This window comes from Cobetia sp. UIB-001, from assembly GCF_044789135.1.
GTDB classification, from domain to species: Bacteria; Pseudomonadota; Gammaproteobacteria; order Pseudomonadales; family Halomonadaceae; genus Cobetia; species Cobetia amphilecti.
This window is the reverse complement of record NZ_CP058244.1, coordinates 2,424,237-2,440,783: the sequence shown is the minus strand read 5'-3', so window position 1 is coordinate 2,440,783 and position 16,547 is coordinate 2,424,237. Positions and strand designations below refer to the sequence as shown.

At 61.6% G+C, this 16,547-nt stretch carries 13 protein-coding genes; 3 read left to right on the top strand and 10 right to left on the bottom strand.

Features of this window, described 5'->3' with window-relative positions; genetic code table 11:
- The first annotated feature begins 188 nt into the window (after positions 1–188).
- Positions 189–569 (top strand): hypothetical protein, encoded by a 381-nt coding sequence (locus HA399_RS10160; protein WP_404324864.1) that lies wholly within the window; start codon positions 189–191, stop codon positions 567–569.
- 96 nt (positions 570–665) lie between these two features.
- Positions 666–1,628, top strand: a complete 963-nt coding sequence (locus HA399_RS10155) for a DMT family transporter (RefSeq protein WP_404324863.1) — start codon at positions 666–668, stop codon at positions 1,626–1,628.
- A 212-nt stretch (positions 1,629–1,840) separates the two neighbouring features.
- Here HA399_RS10155 and HA399_RS10150 read toward each other — a convergent pair whose 3' ends face one another.
- The 4 genes from HA399_RS10150 to HA399_RS10135 form a co-directional block, all read right to left on the bottom strand.
- The gene (locus HA399_RS10150; RefSeq protein WP_131432260.1) at positions 1,841–2,524 is read right to left on the bottom strand and encodes a hypothetical protein; all 684 of its coding nucleotides are present in this window, start codon (positions 2,522–2,524) and stop codon (positions 1,841–1,843) included.
- A 175-nt stretch (positions 2,525–2,699) separates the two neighbouring features.
- A complete protein-coding gene (locus tag HA399_RS10145) occupies positions 2,700–3,140 on the bottom strand; it encodes a YkvA family protein (protein ID WP_288388152.1) in 441 nt (146 codons plus the stop codon).
- A 269-nt stretch (positions 3,141–3,409) separates the two neighbouring features.
- Positions 3,410–4,135 carry a pirin family protein gene (locus tag HA399_RS10140; RefSeq protein ID WP_404324862.1) on the bottom strand — a complete coding sequence of 242 codons (726 nt, stop codon included), beginning with the start codon at positions 4,133–4,135 and terminating at the stop codon, positions 3,410–3,412.
- A gap of 61 nt (positions 4,136–4,196) precedes the next feature.
- Complete coding sequence (locus HA399_RS10135) at positions 4,197–4,649, bottom strand: DoxX family protein (RefSeq protein WP_404324861.1); 453 nt, start codon at positions 4,647–4,649, stop codon at positions 4,197–4,199.
- A gap of 131 nt (positions 4,650–4,780) precedes the next feature.
- Between HA399_RS10135 and HA399_RS10130 the strand changes: the two genes are divergently transcribed.
- A complete protein-coding gene (locus HA399_RS10130; protein ID WP_216060823.1) occupies positions 4,781–5,722 on the top strand; it encodes a LysR substrate-binding domain-containing protein in 942 nt (313 codons plus the stop codon).
- Between the two features lie 15 nt (positions 5,723–5,737).
- Here HA399_RS10130 and tdh read toward each other — a convergent pair whose 3' ends face one another.
- From tdh to HA399_RS10100, 6 genes are all read right to left on the bottom strand, one after another.
- Entirely contained in the window at positions 5,738–6,763 is a 1,026-nt protein-coding gene (gene tdh / locus HA399_RS10125; RefSeq protein ID WP_324689738.1) for an L-threonine 3-dehydrogenase, read from the bottom strand.
- Positions 6,760–7,998 carry a glycine C-acetyltransferase gene (locus HA399_RS10120; RefSeq protein ID WP_213114467.1) on the bottom strand — a complete coding sequence of 413 codons (1,239 nt, stop codon included), beginning with the start codon at positions 7,996–7,998 and terminating at the stop codon, positions 6,760–6,762. The genes tdh and HA399_RS10120 overlap by 4 nt, the downstream gene beginning before the upstream one ends.
- 124 nt (positions 7,999–8,122) lie before the next feature.
- Positions 8,123–9,634: a Na+/H+ antiporter NhaC family protein gene (locus HA399_RS10115; protein WP_404324860.1), complete on the bottom strand. Its 1,512-nt coding sequence runs from the start codon at positions 9,632–9,634 to the stop codon at positions 8,123–8,125.
- A 434-nt stretch (positions 9,635–10,068) separates the two neighbouring features.
- Complete coding sequence (locus HA399_RS10110; RefSeq protein WP_404324859.1) at positions 10,069–11,607, bottom strand: BCCT family transporter; 1,539 nt, start codon at positions 11,605–11,607, stop codon at positions 10,069–10,071.
- 370 nt (positions 11,608–11,977) lie between these two features.
- Positions 11,978–13,675 carry a BCCT family transporter gene (locus HA399_RS10105; protein ID WP_404324858.1) on the bottom strand — a complete coding sequence of 566 codons (1,698 nt, stop codon included), beginning with the start codon at positions 13,673–13,675 and terminating at the stop codon, positions 11,978–11,980.
- Positions 13,676–14,264: 589 nt separating this feature from the next.
- Complete coding sequence (locus HA399_RS10100) at positions 14,265–16,052, bottom strand: BCCT family transporter (protein ID WP_404324857.1); 1,788 nt, start codon at positions 16,050–16,052, stop codon at positions 14,265–14,267.
- Positions 16,053–16,547: the final 495 nt, after the last annotated feature.

The window sequence follows — 16,547 nt, the reverse complement described above, 5'->3', positions numbered from 1 at the left end:
TATTACCAGTGATGATCGTGAGGTTTATTTGCGCCAACTCATTGATAGTCAATGACTCTGTGAGGTGTCGCAGCCCACTCATCACGCGCAGCAGGTCAGCTTATTAGACTAAAAGGCGGCAGTTTACCGGGTGAGAGGCGTCTGCTTCCTGAGCGTGACAGGAAGGGCGCGCGGCCAATGACATCTGCATGTCACGCGCTTCACGTGCCCCAAGCGCCAAAAGCGCCAAAAGCGCCAAAAGCGCCAAAAGCGCCAAAAGCGCCCCAATAGAAGGAGGAATGGCGAACAAGAAGCTGGTCGGGTGGGGGTGTCTTGCACGCCATAAGGGCGGCTCACGCCTTGCTGGCTTGCGTGAATCCCAGCTTCATGGGGGCGTCATTGTCATCGAGATGATGGGCGAAATTAAGCCCTGTTCAGGCAAGGATATATCCACTGATTATTCAAGAAGTCGCGCACGATTCAGTGACAAGTCACTAGTAGCCGTCATGTCTGTCATGCATTGGCAACAGGTATTCAAGTTTAACTTTCGTTGGCTGATTGATAATAACAATTGGATACCATTTAAATAAAAGAAAGTACAAATAAGCCTGCTGTGTATATTTACAGGCGCCGGGCGTGTCTTGTTACGCTGTCTTACCTTAATCAATCACGTCTATGGAGAGCGCATGGCACAATGGGGCACGTTATTGGTCATTCTGGCAGCCCTCCAGTGGGGGATTACCGGTGGGCTGGGAAGTCAGTTGATGTCGTGGGGCTGGCAGGCCGAAGTCATTTCGTTCTGGCGCGCCATGGTGGGGTTCATCTGCATGCTGGGCTGGATGTTTCTGCTGGGCTATCACAAGCGCCCGGCCGACTCCACGCGGGGTCTGTTGGTGTGGTCATTGCTGGCGGGGCTGGGTGTCGCCGGCAATTTCATGTTCTATTTCAAGAGCGTCAATGAAAGCAGTGTCGCGGTGGCTGCCACGCTGATGTACAGCGCACCCATCTTTGTCTATATCGCCTCTTTCCTGGCGCGGGTCGAGAAACCGACGCCGACCAAGTTGGGATCGATCGTGGTGGTGATGATTGGCATCGTATTGCTGACAGGCGTGCTGCAATCCGGCTCTGCCTCTGTCACCCCATTGGGCATCGCCTTTGGCTTGTTGGCGGGCGTGTCTTATGCCGTGTTCATCTTTGCCTTCAAGTCCGCTTCGCGGCACGGCAGTGTGCCGGGCATCCTGGCCATCGCGCTGGGCTTGAGCACCTTGATCATGGTGCCGTTCACGGACATGGGACAGGCGATTGCGGTGCCCTTCGCCGATGAGTGGTGGGTCTTCATCCTGTTCGGGCTGGTGGGCGGTGGCCTGTCCTTCTATTGCTATATTGCCGGGCTGCGCCATAGCTTGCCGTCAGTCGCCTCCATCGTCGCCATGATCGAGCCGATCACTGCCACCCTGTATGGCCTGTTGATTCTGGGACAGGGACTGAGTGCCATGCAGATAGGTGGCATGGCGCTGATTCTGCTCGCGATCACGGTGCTGAGCCTGGCGCAGAACCGCCCGGATGTGTTGCTGCGCATGCCGCTCGGGCTGCGCAAGGACACCTCAAGAGACGCGCAGGCGAAGCAGACGGAACAGACAAGTCAATGACGCCTTGTGAGTCCTGAACTGATGTCTTCATTCTGCTCGCGATCGTGCTGAATGCCGCGAGGTACACGAAGCGCGAGTCTCGAGGGCAATAGCGAAGGGATGAAGGGGCCTGAAACACGACAACGCCTCGTCAGCTTGGCTGGCGAGGCGTTGTCGTGTTGTGACGTGTATGAAGTCGAGTGATGCCAGTGCGTGCTGGATCTGCCTCGCTATCAGCTATCGCTGAGCACGGCGGCAAGTTCAGGGCTCGGGCGGCTGGCGTTGACGAAGAAGTCATTCATCGTCAGCAGCAGGTATTTCTTCATCATGTTCTGGGCCGGCAGGAAGATGCGATCACCGAAGTCGAAGTTGCCTGCCTGGTGCGGCACGGAGTCCTGAACGGCGTAATCCTTGCTGAACAGCAACTGCTCGTTCTTGTCGTAGAGACGATACTGGACATCGAAATCGGCAATGATATCGAAATCTTCATTGGCGACACCGAAGGTCAGCAGATTCTTGGTCAGGTTCTGTGCGATCAGGTAATCAAGATAGACAGGGCCACGATTCTCATGGGCCTGGATTTCCACTTGCAGGCGGTAGTCGCTGGCACGTGCATCATGGGTGATGCGCGAAGACGCGGGCAATTGCTCACGCAGCAATTGATTGAAGTGGGTCATCGCCGGTGAACAGGCGCGCGACAGCTTGATGTTGCCCAGTGGTTGCATGGCCTGTTGGGCTGCGCCGGAAAACAGGTTGGCCTGTGGCTGGCTGTAATAGACGTCGGAATAGAACACCTTGTGCTGGTAGGCCTGCGCCTCCACCGGCGTTACTTTCGGGACATCGATCTGCGCGCGCGACACACAGCCGGCCATCACCATGAGGGCAATGCCCGCGGTAGCGAGTTTCATCAATGGCATGGGCATACGAGTGACGGGCATATGACGAATTCTCGGGCGTGGCGAAGTTGTCGCTCACCGTAACATGCGCATGTCACAAGGCTAAACACGGGCCAGACAACGCCTTTCAACCATTGTTAACTTTTGTTGAATATTGTTGCATTTGTATATATGAAGACATGCAAGAGGCGCCAGCTCAATCGAACCAGCGCTTGAGCGTCGTCTCCGCGCGCGCGGAATGTTCCGGCTTGATGTGCGCGGCGACGATGGCGACGGCACCCGCCATCAGCGTCAGGTCATCGGTGTATCCAAGCAGTGGCGTGAAGTCGGGCAGGCCATCGATGGGCGAGATGAAATAGCCCAGCGCCCCATAGATGGTGGTGCGCGCCCAGAGAGGCGTATCGGGGTCCTGGGCGGCGAAATACATGCGAAATGCGGGATTGAGCACGCGCTTGCCGGCCTTTCTGGCGGCGCCGCTCACCTTGCGCCAGAAGCCAGCCTCCGAGTAGTCCTCGGCATGGGCGTCGAGGGCCTCCTGGTGTGGACGGCTGCCATCGCCTGTCTGCGCTACCTGATCCGGTGCTGGCAGCCTGAGTGTCTCAGGCGGCTCGGCGGCGATGATGGTCTCATTCGTCATGGCGCTGTCTCCGTCATCTGAAGGTGTCGGCAATGGCTGCCAGTCTCATACCCTGCACTGCAGACCTTACTCTACCATGTGACTTTTTACGGGTTGCGTCGTTCCATGGTTCGCTCCGGGAATCGCTCCGTGTGTCGTTCTGTGGAGCGCTTTGTGAGCCGCTGCGTGCTGGCAATGGCAGACAGAAAGACGCCGCCTCCTTACCCGTATCGACTGGGCAAGGAGGCGGCGTCTTTTTTGGCTATCAGGAATTGGTCAGCATCAACGGCTCAGGCGGGCAGGTCGAACAGCAGGGCATGCAGCCGGTGGGCATCGCTCAGCACGAGTCGTGATGCCTGATCCAGCGTCACGGCGTCGCCTGCGCCCAGCGAGACACTTTGCGCATCGTCCCCTCTCAAGCGCGTGGACCCTTCGATCACGTGCAGATAGTAGCGGCGCCTTGCGCCCAGTGGCAGCTCCAGTGCTGCGCGCTGCTCGTCATCCCCTTGCAGGGCGATGCGATACATCCGGGCATCCTGATTGATGGCCAGCACCCCAGGCGCGGCTTGCGCCGGTGGTGCGATCAACAGGGTGAGACCGTCGCGGGCGGCGAAGGGCTGCTGCTGATAGCGCGGCGGCAGCCCCTTGGCCTGTGGCGTGATCCAGATCTGCAGAAAGCGCAGTGGCTCGCGGGACGAGGCGTTGTACTCGCTATGCTCGATGCCCGTCCCGGCACTCATCAGCTGGACTTCGCCGACCCCCAGGGTGTGCCGTGAGCCCATGCTGTCGCGGTGCTCGATGCTGCCTGACAGCACATAGCTGATGATTTCCATGTCGCTGTGCGAGTGCGGATCGAAGCCCGCGCCCGGCGCCACGCGGTCATCGTTGATCACGCGCAGTACGGAGACGCCCATGTGAGCCGGGTCGTAGTAGCTGGCGAAGGAGAAACTATGGCGGCTTTCCAGCCAGGCGAACCTGGCATGGCCGCGCTCATTGCCGGGACGTAACGTGAGCATGGCAACCTCCTGAGGCTGTGCGGGCGCGCATTGAGTGATGAATAGCCAGCCTTCAGCAGGCTTATGAATCGTGCCTGGCCGGGCTCAGCAGACGGTCGAGTGACAGCTTGCCGCCGCCGGTGATCGCCAGGCTCGCCGCGATGGTCAGCAGTGCCAGCGCGTATTCGTAGCCGTTGTTGCTCGCGAACAGCCCATTGCCGATATGCACGGTCAGGATGGCGACCAGCATGGTGAAAGCCAGCACGGCAGCCGCCGGACGTGTCAGCAGGCCGATCAGGATCGCCAGTCCGCCGAAGAACTCGCCGCTGCCGGACAGCAGCGCCATCAGGTAGCCGGGTTCGATACCGATGGACGCCATCCACTGACCGGTGCCTTCCAGACCATAGCCGCCGAAGGCGCCGAACAGCTTCTGTGAACCGTGGGCCATGAAGATGATGCCGGTCGGGACACGCAGCACCAGACTTGCGAGGCTGGAATCGGTGTTCATCAGGCGAGAGAGGGCAGACTTGAACATGCGTGGCTCCATTGATCAGGGGATATGAGGTCTTTCAGATCAGTGTGTTTGATCGATGGAGCTACTATAGAATGTGGCTTATCAAAAAAATAACGGAGGATTCTGGTCTCAATGATCAGAATTTTTGAATCATGGTCTCACCCATCACACTCGACGCCCTGCGCGTGCTGGATGCCATCGAGCGGCGGGGCAGTTTCGCCGCGGCCGCCGAGACGCTGCATCGCGTGCCCTCGGCGATTTCCTATTCGGTCCAGAAGCTGGAGGAAGAGCTGGGCGTGCCGCTGTTCGATCGCTCACGTCGCAAGGCCGAGCTGACCGATGCGGGCCACCTGGTGCTGGCGCATGGGCGGCGCATTCTGCTGGCCACCGAGGAGATGACGGCGCTGGCGCGTCAGGCGGGAGCCGGCTGGGAGGTCGAGCTGCGTATCTGCGTCGATACCATTCTTGATCCGGAGGCGCTCTATCCGCTGTTGGAGGAATTCCAGGCCATCCAGCCGCGCACGCGAGTGGTGTTGAGTGAGGAGGTGATGGCGGGTGCCTGGGATGCGCTGCATGACAATCGCTGTGATCTGGTGATCGGCGCGCCCGGCGAGCCGCCGGTGTCGGGGCTTGCGTGCCGGCGGTTCGGCGCAATAGAACCGGTCTTCGCCGTGGCGGCAGATCATCCGCTGACCCGGCTGGCGCAGCCGATTGCCATCGAGGCGCTGCAGGAGTATCCCACCGTGATCGTGGCGGACAGTTCGCGCAGTCTGCCCGGTCATTCTTCCGGCTTGCTGGACGGCCGCAGCCAGATCATCGTCAAGACCACGGCGCAGAAGATCGAGGTCCAGCGCAAGGGGCTGGGAGTCGGCTATCTGCCGCGGCATCGAATCCATCGTCATCTGGAGGAGGGCAGTCTGGCACTGCTGCAGCTGGAGACGCAGCGCGCGCCGATCGATCTCTCGCTCGCCTGGCGCAGTGGCCGTCAGGGCAAGGCGCTCAAATGGTTCCTCGAGCGCCTTGCCGCCCCCGGCATGGGTGAGGCCTTCGGGCTGTTGCCGCGCGAGGCGGCGACTGACTTGCGTGGAGACTGAACCGAGCAGACGCCCTCAGCCCCAGTCGAGCACCACCTTGCCCGACTGACCGGAGCCCATGATCTCGAAGCCCTGCTGGAAGTCTTCGACGCTCAGTCGATGGGTGATGATGGGCGAGAGATCCAGCCCTGACTGGATCAGGCTGGCCATCTTGTACCAGGTCTCGAACATCTCGCGGCCGTAGATACCCTTGATGGTCAGCCCCTTGAAGATGACCTTGGTCCAGTCGATGGCCATCTCGCCGGGCGGAATGCCCAGCATGGCGATCTTGCCGCCATGATTGATGACATCGAGCATCTGCTCGACGGCGGAAGGCACGCCGGACATTTCCAGCACCACATCGAAGCCCTCATGCATGTCGAGCTCCGCCATCACCTCCTTCAGGGATTCGCGGCTGACATTGACGGTGCGGGTCGCGCCCATCTGCTCGGCCAGTGCCAGTCGATAGTCATTCACGTCGGTGATCACCACGTGGCGAGCCCCGATATGGCGGATGACCGCTGCCGCCATGATGCCGATGGGCCCGGCGCCGGTGATCAACACATCTTCGCCGACCACATCGAACGCCAGCGCCGTATGCACGGCATTGCCGAAGGGGTCGAAGATGGCTGCCATGTCATCGCTGATCTCATCCGGTAACTTGAAGAGGTTGTAGGCGGGCAGGGCGAGATATTCGGCGAAGGCGCCGGGGCGGTTGACGCCCACGCCCTCGGTATTGCGACACAGATGGCGACGCCCCGCGCGGCAGTTGCGGCAATGGCCACAGGTGATGTGCCCTTCGCCCGAGACACGGTCACCGATCTCGTAGCCGCGCACCTCGCTGCCCAGTGCGACGATCTCCCCCGCATACTCATGACCGGTGACCATCGGCACCGGCACGGTCGCCTGCGACCACTCATCCCATTGATAGATGTGCATGTCCGTGCCGCAGATCGCGGTCTTGCGGATCTTGATCAGCACATCGTTGTGGCCGATTTCCGGCACGGCCGTCTCGGTCATCCAGATGCCGGGTTCGGGCTTGAGCTTGGCCAGCGCCTTCATGCATCACCTCCCGTCGTGGAGTCGATCACGCCCATCTCGCGGCCGATGCGCGTGAAGGCGGCAATGGCCGTCTCGATCTGCTCCGGGGTATGCGCCGCCGAAATCTGGGTGCGAATGCGCGCCTGTCCCTTGGGCACCACCGGATAGGAAAACCCGATCACGTAGATGCCGGCCTCCAACAGGCGATTGGCGAAGTCGCCCGCCAGGCGTGCATCGCCGATCATCACCGGAATGATGGCGTGACCGGCACCCGCGAGGGTGAAGCCGGCCTCCTGCATGCCACGACGAAAGCGTTCGACGTTCTCCCACAGTTGATGGCGCGCCTCGGCGCTGTCCTCGACCTTGTCCAGCGCCTTGAGAGTCGCCGCCACGATGGGCGGCGCCAGCGAGTTGGAGAAAAGGTAAGGGCGCGAGCGCTGGCGCAGCCACTCGACGATGGGTCCGCGCGCGGCCGTCACGCCGCCCGAGGCCCCGCCCAGTGCCTTGCCGAAGGTGGTGGTGATGATGTCGATCTGGTCCATCACGTCATGGTATTCGTGGCTGCCACGCCCGTTGGCCCCCACGAAGCCGGTGGCGTGGGAGTCATCCACCATCACCAGCGCATCGTAGCGTCTGGCGAGCTCGCAGATGCCCTTGAGGTTGGCGATCACGCCATCCATCGAGAAGACACCGTCGGTGGCGATCAACTTGAAGCGTGCACCGGCGGCGTCCGCCTCCTTGAGACGGGCCTCGAGTTCGCGCATGTCATTGTTGGCATAGCGATAGCGGCTTGCCTTGCACAGACGCACGCCATCGATGATGGAGGCGTGATTGAGCGCATCGGAAATGATGGCGTCTTCAGGGCCGAAGAGTGTCTCGAACAGGCCGCCATTGGCGTCGAAACACGAGGAATAGAGGATGGCATCGTCCATGCCGAGAAAGGCTGCGAGGCGTTTTTCCAGCACGCGATGCTGATGATGAGTGCCGCAAATGAAGCGCACCGAGGCCATGCCGAAGCCGTCACGCTCCAGCGCCTGTTGCGCGGCCGCGATCAGCTCGGGGCTATCGGCCAGGCCCAGATAGTTGTTGGCGCAGAAGTTGATCACCTCCGACCCTTGCCCCTCGTGTTCATCACCGCCCGCGACCCGCAGGCTGGCACGCTGGGGCGAGGTGATCTCGCGCTCCTGCTTGTAGAGACCTTCTTCATGCAGCTCATTGATCTGACGGCTGAGGTGGTCGTGGAAACTGGCTGGCATGCGTCGCTCCTGTCTGTAGTGGTCCTGTTCGCTTCCGATGGACGCTGAACGCCTGCGGGAAACGTGATGGCACAGGCTTTCAGCGTAGTCGGGGTCTGTCAGCGGTGTGGTGCGGATCGTGCGCTCAGCTGGCCGGACGCTCCTTGAGTTCGTTGCCATCCTCGTCTTCAAAGGTCAGCCCCCAGCTGGTGACGGCGGCCAGCAGCATGATGGCCACGAGAAACCAGCCCTGGAAGACAAACGGGAAGACGGCGGTCGGCGAGACGGAGGGCAGCCAATCATAGGTGCCCTGCATGGACTGGATCGTCGACCAGCCCAGCAGTACCGGTGCACCCCAAGGGAAGATGTAGCCCAGCGCAGAGGTCACGGCGTCCAGCATGTTGGCGCGGCGATAGCGATGGATGCGGTAGCGGGTGCCCAGCGCACGCACGAAGGGCGCGGCCGCGATCTCGGCGGCGGTATTGATGGTGATCGCGCTGTTGAGCAGCGCCACGATGCCCCAGATGGCCACTTCGGCGCGGCGCATCGATTGCTTGATCCAGCGCATCAGCAGGCGCGTGACATGCTCCATGGTGCCGCCGAGGGTCATCAGGTGGGCGGCACCGACGATCAGCAGGATCAGGATGCCCATGTTGACGTAACCTTCGACGCCGCGAACCAATGCGCCAGTCATGACGCCATCGGCCTCGGCATCGAAGGCGATGATCTGTGGCAGGCTGCCGGTGCCGGCGATCAGCATGACAGGAATGGCGAGCAGGATGCCCCAGGTCAGAGAGGTCAGCAGGTGCTGTCCACGCAGTGCCAGTATCAGCACCAGTGCAAAGGGCGCCAGCATGATCAGGCCCGCTGGATCGGCGGCCTCCTGCATCGATTGAACCGCCGCGGGGTCGGTGATGCCGCTTTGCTCGCTGCCGCCGAAGATCACGAACAGCGCCAGTGCCGGCAAGGCTGCCGCAATCGAGTACTTGAAGCGGCTTTTCACCACGCCGGGGACATCCGCGCCCTGGGTCGTGGCGGAGACGATGGTGGTGTCCGACACCGGGGCCAGGTTATCTCCGAAGATGGCACCGGACAGTATCGCGGCAAACAGCAGGGTGGGGTCACCGCCCACCGCAATGCCGGCCGGATACATCAGCGTGCAGAAGGCGACCGTGGTGCCGTAACCAGTACCGACAGCGGTCGAGAACACGGCTGCGAGCAGGAAGGTGAGCCCGACGAACCAGCCGCCGGTCATGTCCGAGATGCCGCCCAGCCAGACAAGCCCTTCGACCAGCCCCCCGACCTGCAGAACCTGAGCGAACATCCCGGCATAGAACCAGGCGACGATGGCGACCACCCCGATGGGCTGCGTCAGCCCATCGAACAGCCCGTTGGCATAGTCCTCCCAGCGACTGGTGCAGAAGAACAGACCGAGGGTCAGCCCGAACAGTGCCCCCATGACCAGGCCGATTTCAGAGGACAGCCCCAGCACGCTGGTCGTGATTGCCCAGACGACAAAGAAGATCAACGGGATGGCGGCGCCCCAGGCACCGAAGCGGAATGTCAGCGAAGGGGAGTCAGGCGCTGCGTGTGAGGCGTCATTGGGCGGGTGAGCAGTGTTCTGCTGCCCAGGATTCTGCTGGGAAGTCGGGGACATGTCATTACCTGTCTACGTCATTGTGATTGTTGGGTGACGACTTGAGGCAGGCGCTGGGCAAGACGATCTTCCGCATGGCAAGGCACTTGCTTCACCTTGCATCGGATTGCACTCGGCACATGCCTGAGCGCAATTACGATGCCCGCATGGCCTTGTCAGCAATACAAACGCCAGCAAGGTTTGTGGATGTTTGATGTCTTGCCAGCATGAAGCGCTGAAAATCCAGCGTTCTGCCAGTCATTTCAGCCTATCAGGGTGTGCTGATGGACTGTCAATGCGGCGAAGGCGCAAGACGTGTCGTTCGTGGCGGGTAGCGAAAAAAGGTGTTCATCAGACGTGACACGGCCCTGCACCTCGTTAGAGGGCAGGGCCGTTGTGTTGGACAGACTGTATTGCATCAGTGCGCGCTGCGACGCATCTAACGCCTTGGCGGTTCAGCGCTGGGTAAGTGGCGCCGGCGCCGGGACGGCGCGGGTGGCGCGATCACGGCGTACGCGGATCACGAAGGCGATCACCAGCGCGAAGATACCGAAGGCGACGGGGATCGCGGCGACCGAGATCAGGCTCAGCAGGGTCTTGTAGACATCGCCGCCCAGCCAGCTGACCACGACAGCCAGTGTCGCCATGGAGACGATCCAGAAGGCGCGTGAGCGTTTGACGGTCAGCATCTCGCACACTAGGCCCGCGGAGTCGGCGCTGGTGATGAAGAACAGCAGGATGTTGAGCGTCAGGATCAGGGAGAGCAGGCCGCTGCTGTCGATGGTGTCGATCAATACGAAGACGTCATCGACGCCCAGGCTCAGGCTGCCAAGCCCGAAGACCACGAACCACAGGCACGAGAACAGGGTCGGCACCAGCATCACGCCCAGCACCATGCCACGCAGGGTGCGGCCCTTGGAAATGCGGGCGATGAAGACGCCGGTGAAGATGAACCAGCCATACCAGGCCGCCTCGAAGGCATACAGCCAGTCTGCCAGCCATGTCTTGCGCTCCGGATCGCCCAGGCCGATATCGGTGGCCATCGCGGGGTACTTGAGCAGGTATTCCGGCACCAAGCGCACGAAGGTGGCGAGGATATCGCCGGGCACGGTCAGCACCAGCACGCCGAGCATCAGGATGATCGCGAACAGGGTGTTGTAGTTGCTCAGCCACTTGATGCCGCGCTTGAGGCCCGAGGCGGAGGAGATGATGGCGCACACGGCCAGCACGCAGATGATCAGGGTCGGGCTGAATTCGATGCCGACCAGCTTGACCAGCCCCTGCTGGATCGGGGTGGTCGCGTAGGTGAAGGACAGCGACAGACCGATGACGGTGGAAACGACGAGGCTGATCAGGTTCAGCTTGCTCCACAGGCCGTTGCCCAGCAGTTCTTCGGCGGGCTTGACCATCTTCATGTTGTACATGGCGTGGGCGAAGAGCGCGCCGATGGCTAGATAACCGGCCCAGGCGAGCAGACCCCAGTGATTGAAGGCGTTGAGCAGCGCCATGTCGGTGCTCAGGCCGGCATCGGTGTGGTATTTGGGTTCCAGCACGCCCCAGGTGAGCAGGCCGATGCCCATGCCGGTGGCGAACAGCATGCCCATCCAGCTCAGGGTATGGAATTCAGGGTCGCCTTCGCCGAAGCGCAGCTTGCCCAGTGGGGTAAAGCAGACTGCGACCAGAATCAGCGAGACGGCAAAGGCTGGCCAGGTGAACAGGAAGCCGAAGTTGCCGATTACCGAGCCCTTGATCAGGTCGAGACTGGCCAGAAATCCTTCGGGAAACAGGGCGGCGGCACCGATCAGCAGCGCGATCACGCAGACGGTCGCGATCGAGGTCAGGTATTGCTCCTTGCCACAGGTCGAGTTTCCCAGCCCGCAGATGTCGTCAGCGGAGTGCGCGTTCTGTTGTTCATGATTTGACTGTCCAGAGACGGACTGTTCAGGCGCGGATTGATCAGAAGCAGGCTGTGCAGAGGGCGAGTGGTGGGTCATTGTGCGAGTCCTGATGTTGTTATTGTCGTGGCAGGCAACGTGATGCGGGGATGAGGTGACGCGTTGAAGAGGCCGATGCTGAGCTCCTGTGAATGGCAAGGACCTCATAAGACTATCCGTACTGGGTAAGCAGTTTTGGATATGCACGACAACTAATTGGCTTGTTGCGACATGACGGCCCGCTTCAGGGCAATATCGGCAGGCATGAGCTTGATGTGTTGCCCAACGCGGCTCGCCGAGCCGCCCCTGTCACGGGATGGCTCGGCGAGTGGGGTTTGGCAGGACCGGTCTGGCAGAGCCTGTCTTGCCAGTGAGGCTTCATGTGGGGGCTGGCACAAGTTCAGGCTTACTCTCAGTCTCAGCCTCAAGCTCAGGCCTGGCCTCTGTCCGGCTTCGGCTTGCCGAGCTTCATGAGGACGATGCCGGATTCCTGACATAGCGCTACCAAGAGGCCCAGCGTCATCGCCACGATCACGAAGCTCATCGGCAGGGCGGCGGCCATCAGGATGGTCTGCAGCGCCTTGAGTCCGCCCGCCATCAGCAACGTACCGGCCACCAGCCCGATGCAGATGCCCCAGAAGATGCGGTGGCGTGCCAGCGGTTCTTCATCGCCCAGCGACAGGATGGTCGTGACCACCAGGGTGCTGGAATCCGAGCTGGTCACGAACCAGCTGATCAACAGGAAGATCAGCAGAGACGACAGGATGACGCTCAGCACGCTGTTGCCCGCCAGGGCATCGGCGGTGGCGAACAGCGCTTCGGGCAGATTCCAGTTGCGCACCAGCGTCATCAGCTCGCCGCTGCCGGCACCCATGCTGGCCGTCAGCTCCTGATACAGGCCGGTACCGCCGAACAGCGCCTGCCAGATGAAGATGATCAGCGGCGGCGCGATCAGCACGCCCAGAATGAATTCCCGCAGGGTGCGGCCCTTGGAGATGCGGGCGATGAACAGCCCGATGAACGGCGCCCACGCCAGCCACCAGGCCCAGTAGAAGATGGTCCAGCCGACCTGCCAGCTGTTTTCTCCCGCGGTTTCGGCGACCCACAGCCCCATCGGCACCACATCGCGCAGATAGGCCAGCAGCGTTTCGCCGAACAGCGAGATCAGCCACAGCGTCGGGCCGCCGATCAGGAAGCTGCCGACCACGAGGACCGACACGCCGATGTTCAGCTCGGAGATGAAGCGAATCCCGCGTTTGATGCCGGAGACCGCCGAGGCGATCGAGATCGCACTGATCGCGACGATCAGCGCCAGCTGGGTGCCGATGCCGGCATCCAGACCGGTGAGGCGATTGAGGCCCACCGCGATCTGGCTGACGCCCAGGCCCAGTGAGGTGGCGATACCGAACACGCAGCCCAGCACGCCCATGATGTCGACGGCATGGCCGATCGGGCCGTAGATGCGATCACCGATCAGCGGATAGAGCGCGGAACGCAGCGCCAGCGGCAGTTTCTTGCGATAGGCGAAGTAGGCCAGCGTCATGCCGACCATGCCGTAGATCGCCCAACCATGCAGCCCCCAGTGGAAGAAGGCCACCTTGAGCGCCTCGACGGCGCGGGCGTGATCCATGGCGGTCGCGCCGGCCAGATCCGCATGCGGGTTGTTCGGGTAGCCGAAGCCACCGGAATTGTCGAAATAGAACATCGGCTCCGCGACACCGAAGAACAGCACGCCGATGCCGACACCTGCCGAGAGCAACATCGAGATCCAGGTGAAGCGCGAGAATTCCGGCGCGCTGTCCTTGGGGCCGAGGCGCAGGCTGCCCCACGGCGAACACACCAGTACCAGCGACAGGGCGATCATCGCGACCACCAGCACCAGGTAGTAGGTGCCGAAGGTATGTTCGATCCAGCTGCGCGCGGCACCGAAGATGGCGGCTGCCCCATCGGGAGAGAGACCGGCCCCGACGACGAACGCCAGCAACAGGCCGGCCGAGGTCAGGGTCATGCCCTTGTGCATGCCCTTGAGCGGGCCACTGGTTTCCACCCGGATATGTGCCGTGAGGGCATTGTTCTGCGAAGGGTGTGGTGCGGGATCACCGAGCGGATCATGGTCAGTCGCTGCCATGAGAAGACTCCTGAATTGTTGTAGTTGTTGTGTGAGCTGTCGTTCTAATGCTGTTTGAGCTGTCGCTCCTGCTGCGGCCTGAGTGCCTTGAGGCTGATTACATTGAAGCCCTGAGTGCGCAAGCGGTAGGGGCTAGGCCAGTGGCTAAAGTGGGGGATGGTGTTCTCGATCAGGCCAATGCCGAGGGTGGCCAATCTCGAGAGCGCAGAGAGCGTCATGCGTGCCTGGCTGGGCACTTTTGCTGTCATTCTCCTGTCAGCAGCGCAACCGGCTGTCAGGCCGAGGGTTGCGCCTTTCCAGACTAGTCAGGTGCGGTGTGGGGACGTTGGAGGCAAGCGACGCCTGCTTGCCACAACACGACGTGAAGAGCATGCAAAAGACGCCAGAAATGACAATGCCCGCTCAGGTGTTGGCCTGAGCGGGCATTGATGATGCTGTGGTCACACGCATTCTTATAAATGCGGGCCAATGAGCCTGTGATGCCGGTGCCTTTGTTGAGAGGGCTGCGGCGCTATTGCCGAGAGCGCCACGCTGCCCTCTCTACGGTTGCATCATGGAATCCTGCGTCACGAAATCACTGGCAGAGGCCTTAGCCCGCGTTGGTCTGGCTGGCCGTTCGCGGCGTGGCTTGCGGGCCGGTCTTCGGCTGACGACGCGACGTGATCATGCTGCGCGATTCATCGACCAGCGCGACCAGCAGGCCAAGCGTCATGGCGAGGATCACGAAGCTGACCGGCAGGGCGGCAGCCATCAGGACCGTCTGCAGCGCCTTGAGCCCGCCTGCCATCAGCAGTACCGCCGCGACGGAGCCGATGCAGACACCCCAGAAGATGCGGTGACGCGGCAGCGGGTCTTCATCGCCCATCGACAGGATGGTGGTGATGACCAGGGTGCTGGAGTCGGAGCTGGTCACGAACCAGCTGATCAGCAGGAAGATCAGCAGTGACGTCAGCACGGTGCTGAGAATGTCATTGCTCACCAGCGCATCGGCGGTGGCGAACAGCGCCTCTGGCAGATTCCAGTCGCGAATCATGCCCATCAGCTGGCCGGTGCCCGGGCCCATGGCCGCGTTCAGCTCCTGATGCAGGGCGGTGCCGCCGAACAGGGTCTGCCAGATGAAGATGATCAGCGGCGGGGCAATCAGCACGCCGAGGATGAACTCACGCAGGGTGCGGCCCTTGGAGATACGCGCGATGAACAGACCGATGAACGGCGCCCATGCCAGCCACCAGGCCCAGTAGAAGATGGTCCAGGCATCCTGCCAGTCGCGCTCGACCGGCGTGCTCGCGACCCACAGGCCCATGGGAATGACGTCACGCACGTAGGAGACGACCGTCTCGCCGAACATGCTGATCAGCCACAGGGTCGGGCCACCGATCAGGAAGCTGCCGACCACGATGACGGACACGCCGACATTCAGCTCGGAAATGATGCGGATGCCGCGCTGGACGCCGGAGACCGCCGAGGCGATGGAGATCACACTGATGATCGCGATCAGCACGACCTGGGTGCCGATACCCGAGTCGATACCGGTCAGGCGGTTGAGGCCGACGGCGATCTGACTGACGCCCAGCCCCAGCGAGGTGGCGATACCGAACACGCAGCCCAGTACCCCCATGATGTCGACGGCATGACCGATGGGGCCGTAGATGCGGTCACCGATCAGCGGATAGAGCGCGGAGCGCAGTGCCAGCGGCAGATTACGGCGATAGGCAAAGTAGGCCAGCGTCATGCCGACGATGACATAGACCGCCCAGCCGTGCAGGCCCCAGTGGAAGAAGGCTTGCTTGAGGGCGTCGACGGCGCGGGCGTGATCCATCGCCATATGGCCGGCGAGGTCAGCGTGCGGATTGTTGGGGTAGCCGAAGCCGCCGGAGTTGTCGAAGTAGAACATCGGTTCGGCGACGCCGAAGAACAGGATGCCGATCCCGACGCCTGCCGAGAGCAGCATCGAGATCCAGGTGAAGCGCGAGAATTCAGGGCGGCTATCCGGCGCGCCCAGGCGCAGCTTGCCCCAGGGGGAGAAGACGAGGGCAATGCATAGGCCGATCAGGCCGACGATGGTCACCAGGTAATAGGTGCCGAAGGTGGATTCGATCCAGGCGCGTGCGGCGCCGAACAGGCTGGAGGACAGCTCGGGGGCCAGGCCGGTGGCGAGAACGAAAAGCAGCAGCAGGCCGGCGGAGGTCAGGGTCATGCCCTTGTGCATGCCCTTGAGCGGGCCGGAGGTCTCGACGCGCAGGCTCAGGTCCGGCGAATGGTAGCGCTGAGAACCGACGATTGCCGCGGCGCTGCCGTCTGAGGTGTTTTTTTTGGTACTGGCGTTTTTAGTACTGGAATTGTCAGGTGAGGCGGGGTCAGGCTGAGGTGGGGTCACGCAATATCTCCTGTTCGAGCTGGTCGTAGGGCCAGCGTTCCCTGTCGCGGTCACGGCGGAATGACCGTTCATCTGTCGCGAAAAATTGTTGTCGATAAGGCAACGAGATGAAGACGTGAATGCTTGTCGAGAGGCGCGGGAAGACGCTAACTCCCTCAAAGCATTACAATATATTATGTATGGAATTGATTTTGATGGCTACAGCTTCTGGAAAATTGGCTGTGTCAGAAAAGCGCGTTCGCCAGCGAGCCCATTCGGTCACGCAGGCTCATTGGCAAGGGCTATCGCGCAGGGGCGTCGCGGCTGTCCGAGAGGCAGAAATCATGCAATGATATTCTTGACGTGATACGACCATTGATTGTCTGAATACGACAATGTTGGCCATCTGTGGGACGCTTTCGGGATAACATTTCGGCGGTGCAGGGTCGTGAGCAGAGCCTGCACCTCGGACGCTTGCCCTCACGACGTCATTGACGCTGCTTGCGCTCAGCCGCC